Below are 23,996 nucleotides of genomic sequence, written 5' to 3'. Positions count from 1 at the left end.
AACTATAGAAAGGTACAAATGGAAGAATTTTTAAAAAATTTACTTTACCAATACAAAGATCTAGCTTATATTATTATTTTTTTATGGTGTATTTTAGAAGGGGAGTTGGCTTTAATTTTAGCAGGTATTTTTGCCCATCAAGGACATGTAAATCTAGGTTTTATTATATTTATAGCAGGACTTGGTGGTTTTGTAGGTGATCAAATTTATTTCTATATAGGAAGATATAATAAACGCTACATACAAAAAAAATTAAAAACTCAAAGGCGTAAATTTGCAGTAGCACACTTACTTTTACAACGTTTTGGTTGGCCTATTATTTTTATACAACGCTATATGTATGGCTTTAGAACCATTATACCTATGAGTATAGGAGTCACACGTTATAGCGCAAAAAAATTTGCTATCATCAATCTTTTTAGCGCTTGGGTTTGGGCATCAATCACTATACTTCTAGCTTGGTATTTTGGAGAACAAATTTGGAAGATGGTGACCTGGGCTGAAGAACATTGGTATTATGCAGCCATTATTATTATAGCTTTTTTATCCCTTTTATTATTTGGTTTTAAACAAATGGAAAAAGCTATACTTAAAGATAAAAGGAAAAAACCATGAAATTTGAATTAAACGATAAAAAACTAGATGCTATAAAAGCAGACTTTGAACTTGTTTTTATACAGGATAAAAATTTAAAAAATTTTAACAAAGAAAAAGATTTTTTTAAACTTAATAATTACAAAGGCGAAGGTGTTTTATTGGACTTAAACAATAAAAAGCTTTATTTAGAGCTTAAAAGTCTTGCTTATGAGGATATAAGATTAAGTCTTTACACAGCATATAAAACTCTTGAGAAACTTAATATTAAAAGCGTAAAACTTCCTAGCATAATAGGAGATTGTGTAGTTAGAAGTTTTGCATCTTTAGTTGAAGGCGTACTTTTTGGAGCTTATAAATTTGACAAATATAAAAGTGAGAAAAAAACAAGTACTTTAGAAAGATTTATTATTTCAAGCGAAGAATTAAATGGTAAGAAATTTAATAAAGATGAAGCTAAGATAGGTTTAGAGCGTGGAGAAATTTTAGCTAATGCCACAAATTTTACTAAAAATATAGTCAATGAAATTCCTGAAATTTACACCCCTTTGAAAATGGCAGAAGATGCACAAAATTTAGCTAAAGAAAATAAAAACATCACTTGTAAAATTTATGATGAAAAATTTTTAGCCAAAGAAAAAATGAATGCCTTTTTAGCAGTAAATCGTGCCTCGGTACACCCACCACGCCTCATTCATCTAAGCTATAAAGCCAAAAATGCAAAAAAACGTGTTGTATTTGTTGGAAAAGGCTTAACTTACGATAGCGGTGGATTAAGCTTAAAACCAGCTGATTTTATGCTTACAATGAAAGCTGATAAAAGCGGTGCAGCAGCAGCAATGGGAATCATAAAAGCCGTAGCTGAACTTGCTTTAGATTTAGAAGTGCATTGTATTTTAGGTGCAACTGAAAATATGATAGGCGGCAATGCTTATAAGCCCGATGATGTGTTAATCAGTCGTGAAGGTGTAAGCATAGAGGTAAGAAATACAGATGCAGAAGGACGCTTGGTTTTAGCTGATTGTCTTTCTTTTGCACAAGATTTAAAACCTGATTTACTTATCGATATGGCAACTCTTACTGGAGCTTGTGTTGTAGGACTTGGTGAATTTACAAGCGCTATTATGGGAAATAATGAAGAATTGCAAAATGATTTTTATCTAAGCTCTAAAAAAAGTGGAGAATATACTACAATCTTACACTTCAACCCTCACTTAAAAGAACTTATAAAATCAAATATTGCCGATGTTAGCAACACTGCCTCTAGTCGCTACGGAGGTGCAATTACCGCAGGGTTATTTTTAGATAAATTTATTCGTAAAGAATATAAAGACAAATGGCTACATCTTGATATAGCAGGACCTGCTTATACAGAAAAATCTTGGGGATATTCTAGTTTTGGCGCAAGTGGAGCTGGAGTTAGAATGTGTGTTAATTATTTAATTCAAATTTTAAGGAAAGCTAAATGAGTTTAAGTGTAGGTATAGTAGGACTTCCAAATGTTGGCAAATCAACGACTTTTAATGCTTTAACTAAAGCACAAAATGCCCAAAGCGCAAACTATCCTTTCTGCACCATAGAGCCTAATAAAGCCATGGTTGAAGTTCCTGATTTAAGACTTAATGAACTTGCCAAAATCGTAAAACCTGAAAAAATTATGCATTCTTTAATAGAATTTGTAGATATCGCTGGACTTGTTAAAGGTGCAAGTAAAGGCGAAGGCTTGGGAAATAAATTTCTTTCAAATATACGCGAAACTGAGGTTATTTTACACATAGTGCGTTGTTTTGATGAAGAAAATATCACCCATGTTGAAGGTGGAGTTGATCCTTTACGTGATGTAGAAATTATCAATACAGAGCTTATTTTAGCAGATATTGAACAACTGAGTAAAAAAATAGAAAAACTCACCAAAGAAGCCAAAGCCAATCAAAAGGGTGCTAAAGAAAGTCTCGAACTTGCAAATTCCTTACTTGATCATTTAAACAAAGGCTTAGCTGCAAGTTCTTACCCTGAAAAAGAAAGTGAAATTTATCAAGCCTTAATCAAAGAATTAAGACTGCTTTCTGCTAAAGAAGTGATTTATGGTGCAAATGTTGATGAAAATGGTATTAGTGAAGATAATGATTATGTAAAAGCTTTAAAAGAATATGCTAAAAAAAATGATCATGAAGTTATCAAGCTTTGTGCAAAAATCGAAGAAGAATTAGTAGGATTAAGTGATGAAGAAAGTCATGAATTTTTAAGTTCTCTAGGAGTTAACGAAAGCGGTCTTGATCAAATCATACGCACTGCTTTTGCTAAGCTTGGACTGATCAGTTATTTTACCGCTGGTGTAGTTGAAGTGCGTTCTTGGACAATCAAAAAAGGTTGGAAAGCACCAAAAGCAGCAAGTGTAATTCACAATGACTTTGAAAAAGGTTTCATAAAAGCTGAAGTTATTTCCTATGAAGATTATATCCAATACAAAGGCGAAAATGGCGCCAAAGAAGCAGGAAAGCTACGCCTTGAAGGAAAAGACTATATCGTTTTAGATGGCGATGTAATGCATTTTAGATTCAATGTTTAGGCAAAATAGCCTAAACAATATTTATAAATTTTGAATAAAACCTTCCAAAATTTGAATTTGCTTTTCTACGCTTGCAATAGAACTTGAGCCTTCACTTTGCTTAGAATTTAAAGAAAATTCAAAATTTAAAAGTTCCATAGCTTTTTCATCAAATACAGGATCTATTTTTGAAAGATCTTTAATTTCACTTATATCAATGCCTTGTGCTTCAGCTTGTGCAACAACATTTCCCACTATAAAATGTGCTTTTCTAAAAGGAATATTTTTTTCACGCACCAAATAATCTGCCAAATCGGTAGCCAACAAATGACCTTTTTTACAAGCATTAAGCATATTTTCTTTATTAATTCGTATTTCTTTTAACATTGCATTTAAGATGATTAAGCTATCTTTAGCCGTTTTTACACTATCAAAAAGTCCTTCTTTATCTTCTTGCATATCTTTATTATAAGCTAAAGGTAAAGCTTTCATTATAGTTAAAAGAGAAATCAAATTTCCATAAACACGCCCTGTTTTTCCACGTATAAGCTCACAAACATCGGGGTTTTTTTTCTGAGGCATAATAGAACTTCCCGTTGAAAAACTATCACTTATAGTTATAAAAGAAAACTCCGAACTTGAGAATAAAATCATTTCTTCACAAAGTCTTGAAGTGTGTGTAAAAATAACTGCTATATCATAAAGTAAATCAAGAGCAAAATCCCTATCACTCACTCCATCCATAGCATTTGGCATAATATCTTTAAATCCTAAAATTTTAGCACTCAACTCACGATTGGTTTTATAGCTTGTTCCTGCACATGCACAAGATCCAAGTGGCAAAAAGTCTGCAAGTTCTAGGCTATTTTGCAAACGCTTAACATCTCGCATTAACATAAAAGCATAAGCTAAAATATAAAAAGAAAAACTCACAGGCTGAGCGTGTTGTAAATGTGTAAAACCTGGCATAATGGTTTTTTTGTGCGCTTTAGCATGTTCGAGCATAGTTTGAATCAATTCTTTTAAAAGTTTTAAAAGTTCTATGTGAGATTTTTTGACAAAAAGTTTAAAATCAGTAGCCACTTGGTCATTTCTACTTCTTGCAGTATGAAGTCTTCCACCAATTTCACTGCCTATAATCTCGCTTAAACGCTTTTCTATAGCCATATGTATATCTTCATCTTTAATATCAAAAACAAATTTACCTTGCTCTATTTCACTTTTAACTTTTTTTAAGCCTTTTATAATAGCATCTAATTCTTCTTTTTTTAAAATACCACAACTTTCAAGCATTGTAGCATGCGCTATAGATCCTTGTATATCTTCATTAAACAAAGTTTTATCTACATTTAAACTCGCATTAAATTCTTTTAAAAGCTCATCGCTTGCACCGCTAAAGCGTCCTGACCACATTTCATTTTTCATTTAAATACCTTAAATTTTTGGTCCAAATTTGCTAAATTCAATACCTTCTTTGACATCTTCATAACGTTTGAAATTTTGCACAAACATATGTGCTAGCTTATCTCTTGTTTCAGCATAGGCATTTTTATCCAACCAAGTATTTATAGGATTTAAAAGCGTGCTTTCTACACCTTCTAAAGCTTTTGGAATAGCTAAATTAAACACTTCAAAATTTTCAAATTCGCATTTTGCAATACTTCCATCTAAAATAGCATTAATGCAAGCTCTAGTAGCCTTAATGCTCATTCTTTTACCTACACCGTAACTTCCACCGCTCCAACCCGTATTAACAAGATAAACACTAACTTCATGTTTTTCAATCTTTTCACCAAGCAATCTCGCATAAACCGTTGGATGCAAAGGCATAAAAGGTTCTCCAAAGCAAGCTGAAAAAGTTGCTTGAGGCTCTGTTATACCACGCTCAGTTCCAGCTACTTTTGCTGTATAACCGCTTAAAAAATAATACATAGCCTGCTCTTTACTTAATTTACTCACCGGAGGTAAAATTCCAAAAGCATCTGCACTTAAAAATATAATATTTTTTGGATGCCCTGCTTTTAAGCTAGGCTCATGATTTTCAATATGCTCTATAGGATAAGAAACTCTCGTATTTTCTGTTTTTGAAGCATCAGCATAATCAACACTCTTATCAGCTCTTAAAACTACATTTTCTAAAAGTGCATTTCTTTTAATAGCTCCATAAATTTCAGGCTCATGCTCAGGATCAAGATTGATTGTTTTTGCATAACAACCGCCCTCAAAATTAAATACACCTTCATCATCCCAGCCATGCTCATCATCACCTATGAGTCTTCTTTTTGGATCGGTTGAAAGCGTAGTTTTTCCTGTACCGCTAAGTCCAAAGAAAAGTGCGACATCGTCTTTTTCTCCGACATTTGCGCTACAATGCATAGAAAGTTTATTTTCTAGTGGCAGCCAATAATTCATCATAGAAAAAATACCTTTTTTCATTTCTCCACCATACCAAGTTCCACCAATAACCGCTATATTTTCTTCAACATTAAAGATCACAAAAACCTCTGAATTTAAACCATCTTGTTTGTAATCTTCATTGATACATTTGCAAGCATTATAAACAATAAAATCTGCTTTAAAATTCTCAAGTTCCTCTTGACTTGGGCGAATAAACATATTTTTAACAAAATGCGCTTGCCATGCAATTTCAGTAACAAATCTTACTGCTTTGCGACTTTGCAAAGAAGCACCGCAAAAAGCATCTTGAACATAAATTTTCTTTCCGCTTAATTCTTGCTTTGCTTTAGTTAAAAGTTTATCAAATAATTCTTTTGTAATAGGCTGATTTACCTTTCCCCAAGCTATATATTTACTAGATGGATCTTGTTTTACAAAATATTTATCTTTAGGACTTCTACCTGTAAAAATCCCTGTATCCACACAAAAAGTATCATTATCCGTGCTTAAACCTTCATTATTTGCTTTTTCATGAGCATTTAATTCATCATAACTTAAATTATGAAAAATTTCCTTTATGTTATCTAAACCTAAATTATCAAATTTTTTCATTTTTCCCTCACTTTAATTCTTGTAAATAGCTAATACTTCACCTTCATTAACAGTATCGCCTATTTTAATACAAAGCTCTGAAATAATTCCATCTTTTGGGGCATTAACCTCAATCTCCATTTTCATTGCTTCTAAAACCATGATAGCTTGACCTGATTTTACTTCTTCACCTTCGTTAACATAAATTTTAAAAACATTACCCGAGATACCTGCTAAAACTTCATTTTCAGCATCTACAGAACTTGTTGAATTTGAAGAAATAATATTTTTATTTTCTTCTACTTTTTTTACACTTTTAACATTAACATCTTTATCAAAACCATAACTTACTTCTACATGATATTTGTTACCATTTACAGCTACGGTAAATTTGTTTTCATCTACACTCATAGGTTTTGGCATACTAGCTAATTTGCGTACATTTATCTTTGCCTCTCCTTTTAAAAATGCTATACCTTTTTCTTTACAAGCTGCTGCAATAAATATATTTTCTTCACTCGTTTCTATACCCTCTTTTTCAAGTAAGGTTTTGGTATAAGCTATACTTTTACTCTCATCTTTATCAGCTATATTTATAGCAAGCTCTGTAGTAGGTTCTAAATTAAGTTGTTTTGAAGCAAGTTCAACAATATTTGCATCGGGTGTAACAGGAGTTTTTCCAAAATAACCAAGCACCATTTTTCCATAACCTTCTGCGATTTTTTTCCAAGGCCCAAACATAACATTATTAAATGCTTGTTGAAAATAAAATTGAGAAACTGGAGTAACCGAAGTACCAAATCCACCTTTTTCTACAACTTCTCTCATAGCATGAATGACCTGTGGAAATTTATCTAAAATATTATTATCCCTCATCATTTGTGTATTTGCCGTTAAAGCTCCTCCTGGCATAGGAGAAAAAGGAATAAGTGGATTTACCATAGTAGCTTCAGGGGGTAAAAAATACTCTTTTAAACAATCTTTTAAAACTTCTTCGTATTTTAGAATTTTTTCTTCTTCAAGTCCACCTAAATCATAATCTTTACCTTTTAAGGCATGCATCATGGTTAAAATATCAGGCTGAGAAGTTCCACCACTTACAGGAGCTGCAGCCAAATCGATACCATCAACACCTGCTTCAAGTGCTGCAAGATAGCAGGCTATACTCACCCCTGCGGTTTCATGCGTATGAAGTCTAATATGTGCATCTTGAGGTAAAATTTTTCTAGCCATTTTAATGGTTTCATAAATTTTATTTGGATTAGAAGTTCCACTTGCATCTTTAAAACAAATGCTGTGAAAAGGAATTTCTGCTGCTAAAATTTCTTTCAAAATTTTTTCATAAAAAGGCACATCATGAGCACCTTTGCAATTTGGCGGTAGATCCATTAAGGTAATAGTGATTTCATGTTTTAATCCATGTTTTGCTATACATTCACCACTAAATTTTAAATTATTTATATCATTAAGAGCATCAAAATTTCTTATCGTTGTGGTACCGTGTTTTGCAAAAAGTTTTGCATGCAAATCAATAAGCTCACTACTTCCAGTATCTAAAGTAACAGTATTAACCCCTCTTGCTAAAGTTTGAAGATTGGCATCTTTTCCTACAATAGCTCTAAATCTATCCATCATGGTAAAAGCATCTTCTTTAAGATAAAAATACAAGCTTTGAAATCTAGCACCACCACCAAATTCAAAATGAGTAATACCCGCTTCTTTTGCTGCTTCTACTGCAGGAAAAAAATCATCCATTAAAACCCTAGCTCCATAAACAGACTGAAAACCATCCCTAAAGCTTGTATCCATTACATCGATGAATTTTTTAGCCATTATTTTTCCTTAAAAAAATATTTTTTCATTATTATACAAAAATTTGATAACACATTACCAAAATTATTGCTATAGGCGATATAAAACGAATAAAAAACAACCAAATTAAGAAAATTTTTCGACTTATAAATTTAGAAAAAATTTTATAAATTTGTTTTTTATTCATAAAAAAACCTACAAATATAGAGCATACTATAGCACCAAGTGGAAGTAAAAAATTTGAAGTTAATTTATCTAATAAAGTAAAAAAATCTTTGCCAAAAAAACTAAACATAGAAAAAAAATTTAAATTTAATGACAAGATACAACAAATTCCAAAAACAAAAACAAATAAACCTATTAAAAATAGAGCTTTAACACGAGAAATTTGATAGTTATTAATCATATAAAAAGTTAAAGGCTCTATCATTGAAACAGCTGAAGTAATACCAGCAAAAAAAAGTGCTAAGAAAAAACAAAATGCAAAAATATAGCCTAAAGCTCCAAGTTGATTAAATAAACTCATCAAGGATACAAAAACAATTCCTGCTCCTTGAGTATGCGGATCGGCTCCAAATTCAAAGATAAAAGTAAAAACAATAAGCCCCATGATAAAAGAAATCAATAAGTTAATCAAAACAATATACACTGAACTTTTTATAAAATTTGTTTTTTTATCCAAGGCTGATGAATATGTAACTATACAACCTATTCCCAAGCATAAGGTAAAAAATGCAAGCCCTAAAGCTTCGGCAATAGAGCTAAATTTAAAATGTGAAAAATCAGGATAAAATAAATAAGAAAAAGCATTTGCAAAACCTTGCTTAAATCCCATGCAATAAAACAACATAAAAACAAGCATTAAAAATAAGCTAGGCATTATAACAACGTTTAATTTTTCAATCCCTTTGATTAAACCTTTAGATACTATTAATAAAGTAAGAAAAAAAGATAAAGTGAAGAAAAAAACAGAACTTGTCAAATTTGTAGTAATTAAATTCTGAAAATTACTTGCTGCTTCATCTAAGGTTTTAGGAAGATAATAAAGACTAACTACAGTATATTTTAAAACCCATCCCATAATAACTAGATAAAAAGAGAGAACAAAAATACCACCTAACATAAAAACGCCGCCATATCGCCATCTATTGCCATATTTTATGGCAAGATTTGAATAAGCATTTGCAAGATCACTTTTACTTAAACGTCCCATAGCCACTTCAGCCAAAAAAATACTAAATCCTATGGTTAAAGTAAAAAACAAATATAAAAGCACAAAAACAAAACCACCATTTTCTGCACTTAAAGTTGGAAATTTCCAAGCGTTACCTAAACCAACGGCTCCACCAGCAACAGCCAATACAAAACCGATTTTTGAAAAATATGTTCTCATTATTTTTCAAACTCACTTTAAAAAAGCGGCTATCATAACTATAACAACAGCCAAAGGGGAAATAAATCTCAAAAACACATACCAAAGTTCAAAAAATATACCCCTCATATAAGGTTTAAATAAAATTTTTAAAGCTTCTTTTTTCATCACAAATCCCACAAAAATAGCTGCCAAAATTCCACCTAAAGGCATAATAACCTTGCTTGAAACACTATCAAGCAAATCAAAAAAACTCATTCCAAAAAATCCAAACTGAGTACTTTTTAAAGAAGATAAAATACACAACATTCCTAAAATATAAACAACAATTCCTATTAAAATCAAAGCTTTTTTACGGCTCATACCAAAAGTATTAATAAGGTAAAAAGCAAAAGGCTCTATCATTGAAACAGCTGAAGTAATACCAGCAAAGATTAAAGAAATAAAAAATGCTGCTCCAAAAATACAACCAATCACTCCAATTTTTTCAAATAAAGTAGCCAAGGAAATAAAAACAAGTCCTGGTCCTTGCTGATTAGGATTGTAACCAAATTCAAAGATAAAAGTGAAAACAACCAAACCCATTAATAGACCAACTAAAAGATTGATAAAAATAATATTTAAAGTACTGGTAATAAAATTAGTTTTATCAGGCAGACTAGCAGAATAAGTAATAATCGTTCCAACACCCAAAGAAAGGCTAAAAAAGGCGAGTCCTAAAGCTTCAAGAACATTTGAAGTGTTGATTTTGGAAAAATCAGGTACAAAAAGAAATTTAACCGCCATCATAAAACCATCTTTACTAATAGCATAAACAAGCATTAAAATAAGTAAAATAAACAATGAAGGCATCATCCAAACATTTAACTTTTCAATCCCATTCTTAACACCTTTAGAAACAATATAAAAAACACATAAAAAAACCAAAGTAAAATAAATAAACTGACTTAAAAAATCCTCGCTTGTAAAAAATCCAAACTGCGCTTTACTTGCTTCTAGATCCATAGGCAAATTTCCAGTGATACTTAAAAACACATATTTAACTATCCAACCAATCACCAAGGTATAAAAAGAAACTATTAAAATCGCCCCTACCATAGTAAAACCAACATAAGACCAAGCTTTTTTATTTGAAGGTGCTAACTTTTCATAGGCATTAACCGGATCTTTTTCACTAATTTTTCCTATGCTAAGCTCAGCTAAAAATATCACAAAACCTACACCCAAAGTAAGAATTATATAAAGCAAGATAAAAGCAGATCCACCACTTTGACCTACTAGTGTTGGAAATTTCCAAGCATTACCCAAGCCCACCGCTGAACCTGCTACCGCTAAAATGAAACCTATTTTTGAAAATTTAGAACTCAATGTTACAACCTTAACTTAAAAATTATTTTAAAATATTATTAAAGCAAAAAAACTTTTAAGCTTTATTGAAAACAATCAAATTTAAATCAAAAATGTGAATTTTTGTAAATTTCAATAAAAATAAAGATACTTTTGGTTATAATTCGGCTTTATTTTTAAGTCTTAAGTAGGGATACGCAAGCCGAACTGATTTAAAAATTGAAAAATATTTTTTTATAGAAAGGTTAAGATAATGAAAAAAGTTCTTTTTTTGTTATTAGCATGTGCAGCAGTAGCTTTTGCAGCTGAAACTAATGCTCCAGTAGAGCAAGAAGCTATTAATGTATGGATTAAAGCATTTTCAGTTCTTGCAGCAGGCTTAGGTCTTGGTGTTGCAGCACTTGGTGGTGCTATCGGTATGGGTAATACTGCAGCGGCAACAATTGCAGGAACAGCTAGAAACCCTGGTCTTGGGCCAAAATTAATGACAACTATGTTTATCGCTTTAGCGATGATTGAAGCACAAGTTATCTATGCTCTTGTTATCGCGCTAATAGCACTTTATGCAAATCCTTTTATAGTTTTACAATAAAACTTATCAAAGCCCTTTTTTGGGCTTTTTTCTATGCGGTTATGGTGGAATTGGTAGACACGCCATCTTGAGGGGGTGGTGCGCTCCGCGTGTGCGAGTTCAAATCTCGCTAACCGCACCATTTATACTGCTAACTACATAAATTAACATAAATATAAAACTTAAACAATATCTATAAAATAGGACTTTAAAACTATCTAAAATCTAAATTAAATTTTTCCGTTAAAATCCATTTTAAAAATTTTTCCCTAACTTTTCTCCTAACTTTTTATTTTTTGTTTTAAAAAGTTAGGAGAAATTAGCTTAAGGAGTTTATTTTAAATGCTTACACAAAAAGACATAATAAAAAAGATAAAAACTATTTTTATAAGAAGTTTTTTGTATTTGATTATAAAGATATCCAAAAATAAGAAAATTAACAAGAGACTAAAAGTATTAAGGTGCATTAATTTGCGGAAAGGAAATTCTATCACACAAATAATCAATAAGATGATAAAATATTTATTCAAAAATACTATAATTAAAGCATATTAGGCATGGCTACTCTTTCGGTTGCAAGAAAGAGACATGATGAGTAAGATCATTGAATTTTTAGTTCTTGTCTTAGAATTAATTAAGGAGATAATCAAGCTCATTTGATATAACCATGTGAAAATTTTATAAAAACCACGCTTAGTCTAAGCTTAATACATTTATACTAAAAAACATTTAACCGAAAGAGACGTGGCTTTCGATTATGAGAAATTCATAGCAAAAATACTTTTACAAAAAAATAGAAAAGATTGGCAAAAAATTAGAAAAGCAAAAAACAAGATTCACTATAATAAAAAATCCGCCTTGAGTTTTCACTCTTGGCGGAAATTTATCAATCAAGACTAACTATGAAACGACATAGTAAGCGTTTTGTGAGATTATACCTAAATTTTAGGTTTTTTAAGCTTAAAGTTGAAGTATTTTTCTAACAAAACCGCAGGGGCAGAAAAGCCCCTTGCCTTTGTTAGTACATGAAACTACAAATTCTTATTCATTTTTCCAAGTCAAATAAAAAAGAAATCCGTTTCAAAACGCAGCTCAATAATCTCAGTCTTAATACTTTCAATTAAACATACAAAGACAACAAGATTAAAAGAATTGCGATCGGTTTATAAGTGATACTTAATAAAAAGTGTGTATAATACATACTCATAAGGATATTATAGTGAGTAAAAAAGATAAAATTATTAAAGATTTAAAAAATAATCCTAACAATGTGCGCTTTGAAACGCTTAAGATTTTATTAGAAAGCGAAGGTTATGAATGTTTTAATAAAGGCGGATCACATTATCAATTCAGAAAAGAAGAATGTGATCTTATTACTATTCCATTTAAACGCCCTATAAAGGCTATATATGTCAAAATGGTTTTAAAAGCTATAACAGGAGAATGAATTATGAAAGACTTAGATTACTATCTTAATCTACCTTATGAAATTATTATAAAAAAACTTGATGAAAAAGATGGCGGAGGATATTTTGCAAGATATAAAGATTTCCCTTATATTATAGGAGATGGTGAAAATGAAATAGAAGCCTTAAAAGATCTCAAAGAAGCATTTAAAGGAGCATTAGAAGTTATGCTTGAAAAAGGTGATTATATTAAAGAACCTATTGATAATGAAGCAAAAATTAGAATTAATATTACCTTGCCTAAAAGCTTAGTAGAGGCAATAGATACAATAAGCGATAATAGAAGCAAATTCTTAGCCGATCTTGCAAATAGTGCTATAAAGTCTTATAAAATTAGCACTTAAAAATTGACATAGTTAAATAAAAAAAGAAATCAGTTTCAAACCACTAAAAAATAGGCATTTTATAGCAAAAATACTTGCAAAAATTTATTAAAATATGGTATAATTTTATTAAAAATATGAATAAGTTATAATTGAAAGGAATAAAGATGGATAAAGCGCACTTAATTGCTTATTTAGTAAGTCTTGCGTTTATTGTAACCGGTTTAATAGTTTGTTGTATTTTATACTTATTCAAAGATAAAATAAATAAGATAACACCTGAAAATATAGAGAATATAAATTCAAATATTAAAGATTTTATTGAAAAAAATATTTGTGGTAGTTCATCAACAATAGATCGCTCATTTACGACAAATTTTGGCGACTACTCATCTATATCAGGCAATGCTAGCTCATCAACAAATTATTTTATAGATCCAACATATAGCTATATGCCAGAAAATATATACCATAATAATCAAGACTAAGCCTAGCTTTTTAACTAGGCTTATTTTCACATATTTCTATTTTGGTTACCAAAATCTATCACTTTGTTAATGTCAGCTTTTCCATCTTTAATATCTTTTTGTATGCCAGCATAATCAATCTTATTATTTCTTTCTTCTATAGCAGTTCCTGCTTTATACTCAGCTGCATTTGCTGCTTTTTGAATTTCACCTGCTAATCCTTCTGATTTAACATCATTAAACGCATTTCTTGTTGCCATAAACCCTTTTTGTCTTGAATTTAAATCATCTATGGCTTTATTATGATCAGTCATAGTGCCTTTTGGATCATAATAATTATGTTTTGTTTGCTCGTGTAATCCATTTGAATTGACATTAGAATCCACTCCTGCATAGTGTGATAATCCTTGCATATCTCCCCTTGCAGCCATATTTTCAACAGCATTCACAGCAGAAGCCACATTTTCTTTACTAACTACGCCACCATAATTTTCATTGATATAGCCTTGAACGATAGATGAGCCACCATCATAACCCACTGAATTATTAAGCGTTTTAGCTTCATTATAGCCATCCATAGAACTTTTAATGCTAGCAGAATTTGTAACATTTCCTGTTTTAAGAAGGTTATTAAATGAAGCACTTGCATCTCTATTTTTGCCAATTTCATTAGAAATACTTTCGCTGAATGTTTTATTAAATGTTTCTCTTTGATCTTTACTTAGATTTTGATACCAAGCTTCAGTTTCCATTGATGAAGTAGATACTCCACCTACACCAAAACCAATATTTCCTCTCATTACATCATCATAAGCTTGTTTTACATCCACACCTGTTGCTTTAAAATAAGCATCAGCTAAAGCATGTTGTGATGCTTTGGTGATAGTATTTCTATCGTTTTCTGATAAGGCTAAGCTATCTCCTTTTCCGCTAGCAACTTCTAAAGCTCTTTGAGATAGGTTAGAATTTTGAATCGCATCACTTAGAGCGTGTGCTCTAGTTTCTAAATTGCTTGCAGTCATACCAGCATTTAAACCTTTAATAGAAGCATTACATATAGAACCATTAGCATTGATTACAGTGGAACTTCCTGTCATATTATCTTTAACTAATTCACCACCATGTTGCATATCTCTTGTTCCCATAAAACTTCTACCACCTACACCAAACGAAGATTGAAGAGTATTATAACCTGCACCCACAGCCCAAACTTCATCTCCTCTAGGAGCAGCAATGCTAGTTTGTGTAGATAAGGCTTGCTGATTTGCAAAGCTTCCAGCAGCTCTTGAAGCACCTGTTAGAGCTTGAGATAATCCAGAAGCAAAAGTTACAAATCCTTGTTCGCTTGCTTTAGCTATAGCATAAGCTAAAACAGGAGTACTCATTACAAGGTAATTCATGAAATTTGATCTATTTGCTACTTCTTTAAAGATAAGCATGTTATCTCCTAAGCTTAAAGCTGCTTTTCCCCTTGTTATTACTTGTGCAACATTCATAAGATTAAAATCATTTATAAAATTAATAATACAAAGTATAGGAGTCCAAAGCACTATCCAAATACATAGAGTAAAAAACATCTTAATATGTGTGTAAGAGCCAAACACAATAGAAAGCAAAGCAACAAGCCAAGACAAACCTATGATGATAGCTGTTAAATAAGCTTTAGCTAAAGGCAAATAAGTTTGTGCCAAGTGTCCTTGTGCTTGCATACTTGCGTAAAATTGCTGATCCGCATAAGCAGTATTTGCAGCCACAGAAGCAGGATTTAAACCTACTGATTTAGCGGTATTAATGATTGCATCTTGAGAAGCAAGCATTATCATGGATTGTTGCAAATAAGATCTAGCACTCACAGCTTGTTCGTTATAGATTTGTGCAGCACCTAAGAACTTTTGCTCATAATTTGCCATATCATTCGCCATACCAAGCAAAGCAGCATGAATTTTCATAGCTTCATCTGTATCTTTTTGAATCATTTCAACGATTTGAGGACTTGCATCAGAACAAGGCACAACACTTTGTTCTTCAATATTATTGTTATTTTTAAACAAAGGAGTGAGCTGAAAGCCATTGCCTATGTTTGTGAAAAGATCTTGCATTAAATTATCAGAGTTTTGAAAAAGATTTCTACCTTGTTGATTAAGCAAGATACCTACTGAAACGCAGTTTCTAAAGTAAAAATCAATATTTTTTTGTAAAGTTGCATCAATAGCCGAAAGCTTTACGCTTGGTAAAGTACTCATCACTTGAAGTGAAAAACCTAAACCTGCGTTAGAAAAATTTGTAGATTGTGGAGTTGAAAAATGTTTTTCCATAGCTTCTAGGATAACCTTCTCAAATTGTGTTATTAATGCAAAGCTTTTTCCTATGCCTATAGGAATTTGAGAAATGAGATAATCTTTACTAGTGACTTCATCATAAATCATAAAGCGGTGATTATTGTCATTTGGTGTTTTTAAAAACATGACCCACACTACAGCAAAAAGTACAAACATTTTTCCAAATTCAAACACAGGGTTTGTTTGTCCATCCATTGCTTTTTTAATACTAAAAAGTAATAATGAAATAGCTAAGGCTGCATTAACGATATAACTTGTTTCAGTGGTTATTCCTTTAACCGCTTGCATGATTTCATTCATTACATCGCCGTAACCCCAAGTATAAATTAGATTTCCATTAGCTATTTCAGTTGCACCAAATAAAAATGAAGGTGCAAAAAACAAAGTGCTAAGGAATAACAAGTAAAATCTTTTCATGGACTATATTAAAGAAGTTAAAGAGTTTGTTTGGTATAATTGCATTAAGGGTTTTGCCACAAGGCTGCAACCCTGTGGCATAATCACACCCTAGAAAAAAAAAGGGGGGGGGGTGAACTATATGACACGACTCATACTTATAATTATACTAATTTGTATAATTACTGTCAAGGCTTATTAGCCTTGCCCCTTTTCTTAAGGGGCGAAACTCCCTTGTGGCTTACCAAACAAACTTTTAACTAAGCTTCTCTCCTTTCTAATAATTTATTTTCTTTTTTTAATTTGCAGGTTTTTTCGTTACATTCTCGATATTGTTTTGAATCTTTTCTTGTATTTTCACAGAATCAGCTTGTATTTTTCCTGTGTCAAAACTTCCTACAATATCAGCAATGAATTCACTTAAATCAATTTCGCTAAAATCTAATTTTTGAAATTCTTCAGGAGTGAAGCCTTTGCATTGCGGACCTTCCGCACTACTCCACCCTTTTTCAAGCTAAGGGCATCCTTGTTCATTGAAAATTCTTCCTAATTTAGAATTGAAGCAACAAAAACTTTTCTTTTTTCAACGCAAATTTTAGTAAAACCTAAACTAACCTTTTTAGAACAATAAATTCCTACTTCATGACATTTTCCTGCATCGTTTAATTTAGCAAGCTTTTTCTCATCTTCTTTACAAGGTACAAATCCTAAAAATACATTATCCTTATCACAACATCCACCACCAAGTAAACCGCCAAACATATCCCAATTTTTACAACGATTATCTTGTCCATTGAATATTTATAGATACTGAACTATTTGAAACCTTATTATTAAGAAATACAAAATCAGTGCAAATGTGAAAAAACCGCTATACAACCTTAAAGAAATTGAAAAAAATAATTTCAAATTCAAATGATGCACAGTGAAAATAAGAAAAGCAATAAGATAAACTTTCAAAATAAATCTGTCTTATTGCGTGAATATTAAAAATAAAAATAACTAAAGTAGATGATCTCCGCCTAAATAAGTTTAAAAATATTCAAAAATTAAAAACAAAAGCTATATTAATTTATTGTTTTTATATCATTCTAAATACAATATATAGTATTTTAATTAAGATTAAACCGCACCATTATTTAAAATTATAATCATTCAACTTAAAATACCAACTATTCAAAATCAAATTTCAACTTACAATTTCTTAAAGTTACAAAAAATAAAAAATATTGGTTTTTTTAAAAAACTTAAAAAATATTAAGATTTTTTTTAAGTATAAAGAATATAATTCTATCCATTTTCAAAAACCATCCCTTAAAAAGGATTACTCAATGTTTGTTTTTATACCATTATTTACAATTTTTTTTACTTGCAGGCGGATATTTTGCCAAAAGAATTGGCGTTTTAAAGCAAAAACAAGCTAGGACTTTTTTAGATTTTGCTATTATTTTTGCTTTACCTTGTTTGATTTTCGATAAAGCATATCATTTAAATTTTGATTTTTCATTGATTATTTTTATTTTTATTGGATTGTTTAGCTGTATACTAGCAGCTTTTTTTGCTATTCTTATTGGAAAAGTTTTTCATTTTTCTAAAGTAACTTTAGTCAGTATGTTTTTGCTTTCTTGTTTTGGAAATACTATATTTGTGGGTATGCCTATTGTTGCTGGTGTATTTAATGACCCACAATTTAGCGCTGAAGTTATATTTTATGATGCTTTAGCTACAACTTTACCTATATCGCTTTTTGGACCTTTTATACTTTCTTTGGGAAATGGAGAAAAAGTCAGTTTGCTTGCTAATGTTAAAAAAATTCTTAGCTTTCCACCTTTTTTAGCTTTACTTTTTGGTTTTTTGTGTAAATTGATTACTTTACCTGAATTTATTTTCTCTCCTATTCGTTTATTTGGTGCTTCTGCGACCCCTGTTGCACTTTTTGCTATAGGTTTAGGACTTGGTTTTATGGCAATTAAAACCTCTTACAAACCTACAATAGTTGTTATCTTTGCTAAAATGATTTTAGCTCCTTTATTTTTTGTATTTTGTTTGAAAATATTTAATTTAGAATTAAAAGATTCTACCATCGTTGCTATTATAGAAAGCGCAGCTCCTACTATGACTTTAGCAGGAGCTATGGTAATGAAAGCAAAACTAGATAGCAATTTAGCCGTAAGTGCTGTAGCTTTCGGAGTTCTTTTTGCTTTTGTTTCTATGCCAATTTTAATTTGGGCTTTGTTATAAGCTCAAATTATATGGCTAAATTTTTAGCTAATTCTTTAACTTTCTTAAGATCAATTTTTCCTGAACCTAGGAGGGGAATTTTTTCTATTTGAAAATAATATTTAGGTTTAAAAAGTGTAGGTATATTAGAATTTTTTATAGCCTCACATACTCTTTCAAAAATTTCATTATTACATTCTATGAGTAAAACAATTTGTTCTCCTTTTTTCTCATCTTCTAAAGATGTGGCACAAAATTTAACCACTTCAGTGTCTATGAATTTGGCAATTTCTTCTTCTATTGCACCTAAAGAAATCATCTCTCCACCAATTTTTGCAAAGCGAGAATAACGATCGATAATATATAAAAAACCATCTTCATCTAAATGTCCCTTATCTCCCGTGTTGTACCATCTTATGCCATCAATTTCTTTAATAACTTCATCGGTTTTTTCTTTGTCATTAAGATAGCCTACCATAACTTGATGACCGCCTATAAGTATGAGTCCATCTTCATTTGTTTTTAAATTTTCATAATTATTTGGATCAACAATACGTACCGCAGTTCCAGGTAGAGGCATTCCCACACTTCCTTCTTTATTGGCACGATGTATAAGCCAATAATCCGCATCAAAACGATTTGGTAAATTTACACTCGCTACAGGTGTAGTTTCCGTAGCTCCATAACCTTCAAAAACGCTTTTTTTAAACTTCATTTCAAAAGCAGTTCTTACTTCATTTTTTAGTTTTTCAGCACCTGATACAACTATTCTTAAGCTTTCAAACATTAAAGCATCAAGTTTTTTATTTCTTGCATAAATTCCTAAAAAGGTTGAAGTTCCACACATAATAGTGATATTATTTTTAGCAACAGCTTTGGCAACCCCTAAGGCATCAGTTGGATCTGCAAAAGTGATACTTTTAATACCTTCAAGCAAAGGCAAAAATGTAGTTACGGTAAGTCCAAAAGCATGAAAAGGTGGTAAAGACGAGAGAATAACATCATTGTTTCTTGTGCAAAGTACATCAGAAATTTGTGCTATATTGCTTAAAATATTACGGTTATTTAGCATAACACCTTTTGGAGACCCCTCGCTTCCACTGCTAAATAAAATAGCTGCGATGGCAAGATTGTTTTTTGAAGGAGTGAAGATACTTTTGAGTATAAAACTAGGCATTATACTAACTGCTAACATCATGCTAAAAATTTTAGTTTTTTGCATTTTAAAATCTTCTATAATATCTTCAAAATAAATTAAATGTATATTTGTATCGAAATTTAGGTTTATGCCTTTATTTGCTAATTTTTCTAAAAAAGTTTTAGAAGTATAAATTTGTGAAATTTGCGCATTTTTTATAGCTGCTTTTAGAGCTTTTTCTCCAGCCGTGAAATTAAGATTTACTGCAATTTTTTCTGCGATTAAAACAGATAGATTGGTTAAAGAACTTGCAAAAGAAGCAGGTAGTAAAATTCCTATAGCTTCCTCTTTAGGAGCGTAACTTCCACGCTGAGGGTTAATGTTTAATTCTTTGGATTTTCTTTTAATAAAAAAATTAAGAAATAAACTAAGAGTCAACATTTTTCTATAAGAAATATCTCCAGCTAGTGTATCGATAATAGCTATTTGATTTAGATTTTTTTTAGCTGTATCTATCCAAGCTCTTGCTATAGTATGCATAGCTTCGCATTGTGATTTCCAAGCCATAAAAGAAAGTTCAAAAACTTTAGCTTTAACTTCATCTTTTTTAGAATGCAAAGGCATAGCTTTACCAAAAGCTATAGCAATTTTTCTTTTATTTAAAGTGCGGTTTCTTGCTGAAAATTCTTCATCGCTTCTTGAAAAAGCACTACCCCAAAGTCCTCTTATATAAAAAGGAATAATTTTTCCATCATCTTCGCTTAAATATTCACAAGCTAATTCAAATCCTGCTTTAAATTCATTTAATTGTCCATGTCGTGAAAGTGTACCTTCAGGAAATAAGCAAACTAAATTACCTTCTTTGATATGCTTTGCTATCAGTTCTAAACTCGTCTTACTTCCTGTACTTGATACAGGAATAATACCAAATTTATCAAGAAAAATTTTAATATACCATTTAGAATAAATACTTCTTTCCATAACAAAATAAATTTTTCTTGGAATTGCCATTTGTACAACAGCCCAATCAATAAAAGAAATATGATTACCTAAAAGCAAAGCTCCACCTTTTTCTGGTATATTTTCAAAACCTTCTACAAGCAAGCGGTATCGTTGCAAAAAAGCTATGCTTAAAAGTATACGCACTAAAGAAAAGGGAAGTTTTAAAAGTATATAAAAACTTCCTATAAAGGTTACTAAAGTAATAAAATAAAACAAATAAACCACATTGATTTCAAATTTTGCAAATAAAGTTGCTAAGAGTAAAAATCCTAACATGGCAATATTTTGAAAAAAATTATTTCCTGCAAGAATTTGTCCCAATTCATTTTCTTTGGCATGAAATTGGATTAAAGTATTTAAAGGAATGATAAAAAGAGCTCCACAAAATCCAAAAAAGAAAAATAAAAAACTATAACTTAATAAACTTACAAAATAAGGCATTAAAAAAGCCATTAAAAACATACCCAATGCACCAAGTGGAATAAGTCCAAGTTCTATATAATTTTTTGAAAATTTACCAGCTACTAAAGAGCCTAAAATCACTCCTATACCAGAAAAAGCGAGTGAAATTTGCACATAAAAAGTATTTTCTATAAAAAGTTCATTTTTAGCAAAGACAGGAAAGCTAACAAGATAAAGTTGAGATATAGCCCAAAAAAATGAAATTCCTATTATGCAAAGCCAAATAGTTTTATTTTTAAAAACAAGCTTAAGATTATTTATTAGAAGTTTTCCACGGATATAATCTTTTTTATTAAAAACTAAATCTTTATTTGTTTGTTTGAGCTTAGGTAAACGCCACACAAAAAATACTTCGATACAAGAAAATAAAATTAGCACAATTCCTAAAGGTGCTACTTCTTTTAAAATTTCATCTGTTTGATTATATGCAGAACTATAAAGACTTTCAAAACTTAAAGAAAACAAAGCCATTCCTGCTAAGATTGCCATAATGCTTACTGCATTAATTACACCATTACCCATAGCAAGAAAGTCTTTTCCTACGAGTTCTTTAATAAAACCGTATTTACTTGGTGAATAAAGTGCTGCTTGCACTCCCATTATAAAAGTAAAAATAAAAGCCATCCAAAAAGCACCGCTATAGTAACAAATGCAAATTATTAAAGTGAGTATAACATTACAAATTGCTGAAATTTTCATTACAATATTTTTTGGATATTTATCCGCTAAAAAACCCGAAGGAGAAAGCATAAGAATAAAAGGAAGTAAAATCAAAGCATTAACTATAGCATTTAAAAATAACTGCTCACTTCCTTCATAGGCCTTATAAATAGTATTTTGAATAATAATTTTATGTCCTAAATCTACAAAAGCATTGATGAATGCTATAAGTAAAAAAGGAATTAATCCGTAAATTTTCAAAAAAGATTTTTTTTGCATTATTTAAACCTCGTCAATTAGCACTTATTTTATAAAAGAATTTATCAGTTTTTAGGAAAATTATCTATATTATCTTTTAAAATAATTCCATCGATTTTTAATTTATAAAATTTTTTAAAATTCTCTAATTTATCAACAATCATTAAAACCCTACTATCAAAAACATAAAATTCTGCAACCTTGCTAGCAAATTTTGCAAGTTTTTTATCATTACAAAGCAAAAACTTAGCTCCTAAAGCATTGGCTAAAAATATCTCGTCTTTATTTTGAACTAAAATAGCAAATTCAAAATCATTTTGACTTAAATAAGAAATCAATTTTTCATCATAAACAATACAATAAACTTTATTATCTTTAACTTCTTCAACACTTTCAATAAAAGAAAAATCTAAATTTTTTAATAATTTATGTCCAATAATAAGCATTTTTTTCCTTAGTTCTATTTTTTATTATTTTGCAAATTATACTTATAAAATTGTTACCAAGCAAGATGGCGCAGCGGACGGGGCTCGAACCCGCGACCTCCGCCGTGACAGGGCGGCATTCTAACCAGCTGAACTACCGCTGCATCCAAAGTAAAGAAGTAGAGATTATAAAACCTATTTATGATTTTATAAAATGGTGGTCACTATAAGACTCGAACTTATGACATCCACCTTGTAAGGGTGGCGCTCTACCAACTGAGCTAAGCGACCTATGATTGGCGACCCCTAGAGGATTTGAACCTCTGTTTCCACACAGAGAGAGTGTTGTCCTGGGCCACTAGACGAAAGGGTCATAACCCTAACAATAAAAATGGTGTCCCGTGTTGGATTCGAACCAACGGCCCCCTCCTTAAAAGGGAGATGCTCTACCGGCTGAGCTAACGAGACAAGATGGCGCAGCGGACGGGGCTCGAACCCGCGACCTCCGCCGTGACAGGGCGGCATTCTAACCAGCTGAACTACCGCTGCATCCAAAGTAAAGAAGTAGAGATTATAAAACCTATTTATGATTTTATAAAATGGTGGTCACTATAAGACTCGAACTTATGACATCCACCTTGTAAGGGTGGCGCTCTACCAACTGAGCTAAGCGACCTTTATAATGGTGTCCCGTGTTGGATTCGAACCAACGGCCCCCTCCTTAAAAGGGAGATGCTCTACCGGCTGAGCTAACGAGACATTTTCTGAAATAAAAATGTGATTATGCCAAAATTAGCTCTATTTGTCAAGCTTTTTTAAATCATTTTTGGCATTTTCTCTCCAAATAACGAGAAAATATACTTATAGGTAAAGTCAAAACAAGATATGTAATAGCCAAAATTACATAAGCTTCAAGAGTAGCAAAAGTATAAGAATTTATCTCTTGTGCACTTTGGGTTAATTCATTTACAGCAATAACGCTTAATAATGAACTATCTTTAATTAAATTTGCAAATTGTCCACTCAGAGGTGCTAAAATATTTTTTAAAGCTTGGGGAAAAATTACATACGCAAAAACCTGCATCTCTTTTAACCCTAAAGCCCTAGCACTCTCAAGCTGAGATATAGAAATACTTAAAATTCCAGCTCTAAATATTTCAGCTAAGTAAGCAGCAGAAAAACATGATAAAATAATAACTCCAGCCACATATCGATTATCAAGTCCTAAATTATTTGCAACGATATAATATATCAATAATACCTGCACTAGTAAAGGGGTTCCTCTGATAAGCTCTATGTAAAATGTAGATAAAAATCTTAAAAAAACAATTGAACTTAAAGAAAAAGCACAAAAAACTCCACCCAAAATTATACTCAGTAATAAAGAAAAAAAACTGATTATTAAAGTATTTAAAAAACCTTGAAGAAATTTTTCTTTATAGGTCGCAATTGCACTAAAATCAAAATGATAAGCACTTATACTAAAACTACAATAACAAAACAATATTAAAAATAAAATCAAAAGAATTAAATTAGTGATTATTTTTGACTTTGATAGAGGTTTTAAAGGTTTAAAATTCTTATTTTTTTGAGTAAACAAAGACAATA

At 30.9% G+C, this 23,996-nt stretch carries 17 protein-coding genes, 8 tRNA genes and 1 pseudogene; 9 read left to right on the top strand and 17 right to left on the bottom strand.

All coding sequences use genetic code 11. The annotated features are described in order from the left end of the window. Positions 1 to 18 precede the first annotated feature (18 nt). The 3 genes from ELQ09_RS04050 to ychF are packed head-to-tail and all read left to right on the top strand — an operon-like array spanning position 19 to position 3,163. On the top strand, positions 19 to 615 hold the full coding sequence (locus tag ELQ09_RS04050; RefSeq protein WP_070317145.1) for a DedA family protein: 597 nt from the start codon (positions 19 to 21) through the stop codon (positions 613 to 615). After that, entirely contained in the window at positions 612 to 2,063 is a 1,452-nt protein-coding gene (locus tag ELQ09_RS04045) for a leucyl aminopeptidase (protein WP_070317144.1), read from the top strand. Before ELQ09_RS04050 ends, ELQ09_RS04045 begins: the two co-directional genes overlap by 4 nt. Further along, positions 2,060 to 3,163: a redox-regulated ATPase YchF gene (gene ychF, locus ELQ09_RS04040; protein ID WP_022552294.1), complete on the top strand. Its 1,104-nt coding sequence runs from the start codon at positions 2,060 to 2,062 to the stop codon at positions 3,161 to 3,163. Before ELQ09_RS04045 ends, ychF begins: the two co-directional genes overlap by 4 nt. Before the next feature lie 21 nt (positions 3,164 to 3,184). Here the strand turns inward: ychF and argH are convergent, their stop codons facing one another. From argH to ELQ09_RS04015, 5 genes are read right to left on the bottom strand one after another with little or no spacing between them, the layout of a single operon-like run. After that, the gene (gene argH, locus ELQ09_RS04035) at positions 3,185 to 4,567 is read right to left on the bottom strand and encodes an argininosuccinate lyase (protein WP_134224728.1); all 1,383 of its coding nucleotides are present in this window, start codon (positions 4,565 to 4,567) and stop codon (positions 3,185 to 3,187) included. A gap of 9 nt (positions 4,568 to 4,576) precedes the next feature. Next, positions 4,577 to 6,151: a phosphoenolpyruvate carboxykinase (ATP) gene (gene pckA / locus ELQ09_RS04030; RefSeq protein WP_134263782.1), complete on the bottom strand. Its 1,575-nt coding sequence runs from the start codon at positions 6,149 to 6,151 to the stop codon at positions 4,577 to 4,579. Positions 6,152 to 6,163: 12 nt separating this feature from the next. Continuing rightward, positions 6,164 to 7,963: a biotin/lipoyl-containing protein gene (locus ELQ09_RS04025; protein WP_070317142.1), complete on the bottom strand. Its 1,800-nt coding sequence runs from the start codon at positions 7,961 to 7,963 to the stop codon at positions 6,164 to 6,166. 31 nt (positions 7,964 to 7,994) lie between these two features. Further along, a complete protein-coding gene (locus ELQ09_RS04020; RefSeq protein ID WP_002853706.1) occupies positions 7,995 to 9,335 on the bottom strand; it encodes a sodium-dependent transporter in 1,341 nt (446 codons plus the stop codon). A gap of 12 nt (positions 9,336 to 9,347) precedes the next feature. After that, positions 9,348 to 10,682: a sodium-dependent transporter gene (locus tag ELQ09_RS04015; protein ID WP_134224730.1), complete on the bottom strand. Its 1,335-nt coding sequence runs from the start codon at positions 10,680 to 10,682 to the stop codon at positions 9,348 to 9,350. Between the two features lie 232 nt (positions 10,683 to 10,914). Between ELQ09_RS04015 and ELQ09_RS04010 the strand changes: the two genes are divergently transcribed. The 5 genes from ELQ09_RS04010 (at position 10,915) to ELQ09_RS03985 (ending at position 13,509) form a co-directional block, all read left to right on the top strand. Continuing rightward, the gene (locus ELQ09_RS04010; RefSeq protein ID WP_002853683.1) at positions 10,915 to 11,253 is read left to right on the top strand and encodes a F0F1 ATP synthase subunit C; all 339 of its coding nucleotides are present in this window, start codon (positions 10,915 to 10,917) and stop codon (positions 11,251 to 11,253) included. 35 nt (positions 11,254 to 11,288) lie between these two features. Continuing rightward, positions 11,289 to 11,374: transfer RNA gene (locus ELQ09_RS04005), tRNA-Leu, on the top strand. Positions 11,375 to 12,451: 1,077 nt separating this feature from the next. Then, positions 12,452 to 12,679 (top strand): type II toxin-antitoxin system HicA family toxin, encoded by a 228-nt coding sequence (locus ELQ09_RS03995; protein ID WP_002854037.1) that lies wholly within the window; start codon positions 12,452 to 12,454, stop codon positions 12,677 to 12,679. Between the two features lie 3 nt (positions 12,680 to 12,682). Further along, positions 12,683 to 13,042 (top strand): type II toxin-antitoxin system HicB family antitoxin, encoded by a 360-nt coding sequence (locus tag ELQ09_RS03990; protein ID WP_134224732.1) that lies wholly within the window; start codon positions 12,683 to 12,685, stop codon positions 13,040 to 13,042. Positions 13,043 to 13,188: 146 nt separating this feature from the next. Then, positions 13,189 to 13,509, top strand: a complete 321-nt coding sequence (locus tag ELQ09_RS03985) for a hypothetical protein (protein ID WP_134224733.1) — start codon at positions 13,189 to 13,191, stop codon at positions 13,507 to 13,509. A gap of 26 nt (positions 13,510 to 13,535) precedes the next feature. Here the strand turns inward: ELQ09_RS03985 and ELQ09_RS03980 are convergent, their stop codons facing one another. Beyond that, positions 13,536 to 16,244, bottom strand: a complete 2,709-nt coding sequence (locus ELQ09_RS03980) for a conjugal transfer protein TraG N-terminal domain-containing protein (RefSeq protein ID WP_134224734.1) — start codon at positions 16,242 to 16,244, stop codon at positions 13,536 to 13,538. A 525-nt stretch (positions 16,245 to 16,769) separates the two neighbouring features. Further along, positions 16,770 to 16,985 (bottom strand): conjugal transfer protein TraN, encoded by a 216-nt coding sequence (traN, locus tag ELQ09_RS08395; protein ID WP_052785419.1) that lies wholly within the window; start codon positions 16,983 to 16,985, stop codon positions 16,770 to 16,772. A gap of 569 nt (positions 16,986 to 17,554) precedes the next feature. Here traN and ELQ09_RS03970 point away from each other — a divergent pair. Then, positions 17,555 to 18,464: pseudogene (locus ELQ09_RS03970) on the top strand (AEC family transporter). 7 nt (positions 18,465 to 18,471) lie between these two features. Here the strand turns inward: ELQ09_RS03970 and ELQ09_RS03965 are convergent. From ELQ09_RS03965 to ELQ09_RS03920, 10 genes are all read right to left on the bottom strand, one after another. Continuing rightward, entirely contained in the window at positions 18,472 to 21,984 is a 3,513-nt protein-coding gene (locus ELQ09_RS03965; protein ID WP_134224736.1) for an acyl-[ACP]--phospholipid O-acyltransferase, read from the bottom strand. 44 nt (positions 21,985 to 22,028) lie between these two features. After that, a complete protein-coding gene (locus tag ELQ09_RS03960) occupies positions 22,029 to 22,409 on the bottom strand; it encodes a hypothetical protein (protein ID WP_002853267.1) in 381 nt (126 codons plus the stop codon). A 66-nt stretch (positions 22,410 to 22,475) separates the two neighbouring features. Next, positions 22,476 to 22,552 (bottom strand) — tRNA-Asp (locus ELQ09_RS03955). Between the two features lie 51 nt (positions 22,553 to 22,603). Continuing rightward, positions 22,604 to 22,679: transfer RNA gene (locus ELQ09_RS03950), tRNA-Val, on the bottom strand. A gap of 6 nt (positions 22,680 to 22,685) precedes the next feature. Further along, a tRNA-Arg gene (locus tag ELQ09_RS03945) sits at positions 22,686 to 22,761 on the bottom strand. Positions 22,762 to 22,780: 19 nt separating this feature from the next. Continuing rightward, a tRNA-Lys gene (locus ELQ09_RS03940) sits at positions 22,781 to 22,856 on the bottom strand. Positions 22,857 to 22,860: 4 nt separating this feature from the next. Next, a tRNA-Asp gene (locus ELQ09_RS03935) sits at positions 22,861 to 22,937 on the bottom strand. 51 nt (positions 22,938 to 22,988) lie between these two features. Continuing rightward, positions 22,989 to 23,064, bottom strand: a tRNA-Val gene (locus ELQ09_RS03930). A gap of 7 nt (positions 23,065 to 23,071) precedes the next feature. Continuing rightward, positions 23,072 to 23,147 (bottom strand) — tRNA-Lys (locus ELQ09_RS03925). A 61-nt stretch (positions 23,148 to 23,208) separates the two neighbouring features. Further along, positions 23,209 to 23,994 (bottom strand): amino acid ABC transporter permease, encoded by a 786-nt coding sequence (locus tag ELQ09_RS03920; RefSeq protein WP_052785416.1) that lies wholly within the window; start codon positions 23,992 to 23,994, stop codon positions 23,209 to 23,211. Between the last annotated feature and the right edge of the window lie 2 nt (positions 23,995 to 23,996).

The organism is Campylobacter sp. CH186, assembly GCF_004378925.1.
Lineage (GTDB): Bacteria > Campylobacterota > Campylobacteria > Campylobacterales > Campylobacteraceae > Campylobacter_D > Campylobacter_D jejuni.
The sequence above is the reverse complement of the archived record's forward strand: the minus strand, read 5'-3'. Positions and strand labels throughout refer to the sequence as shown.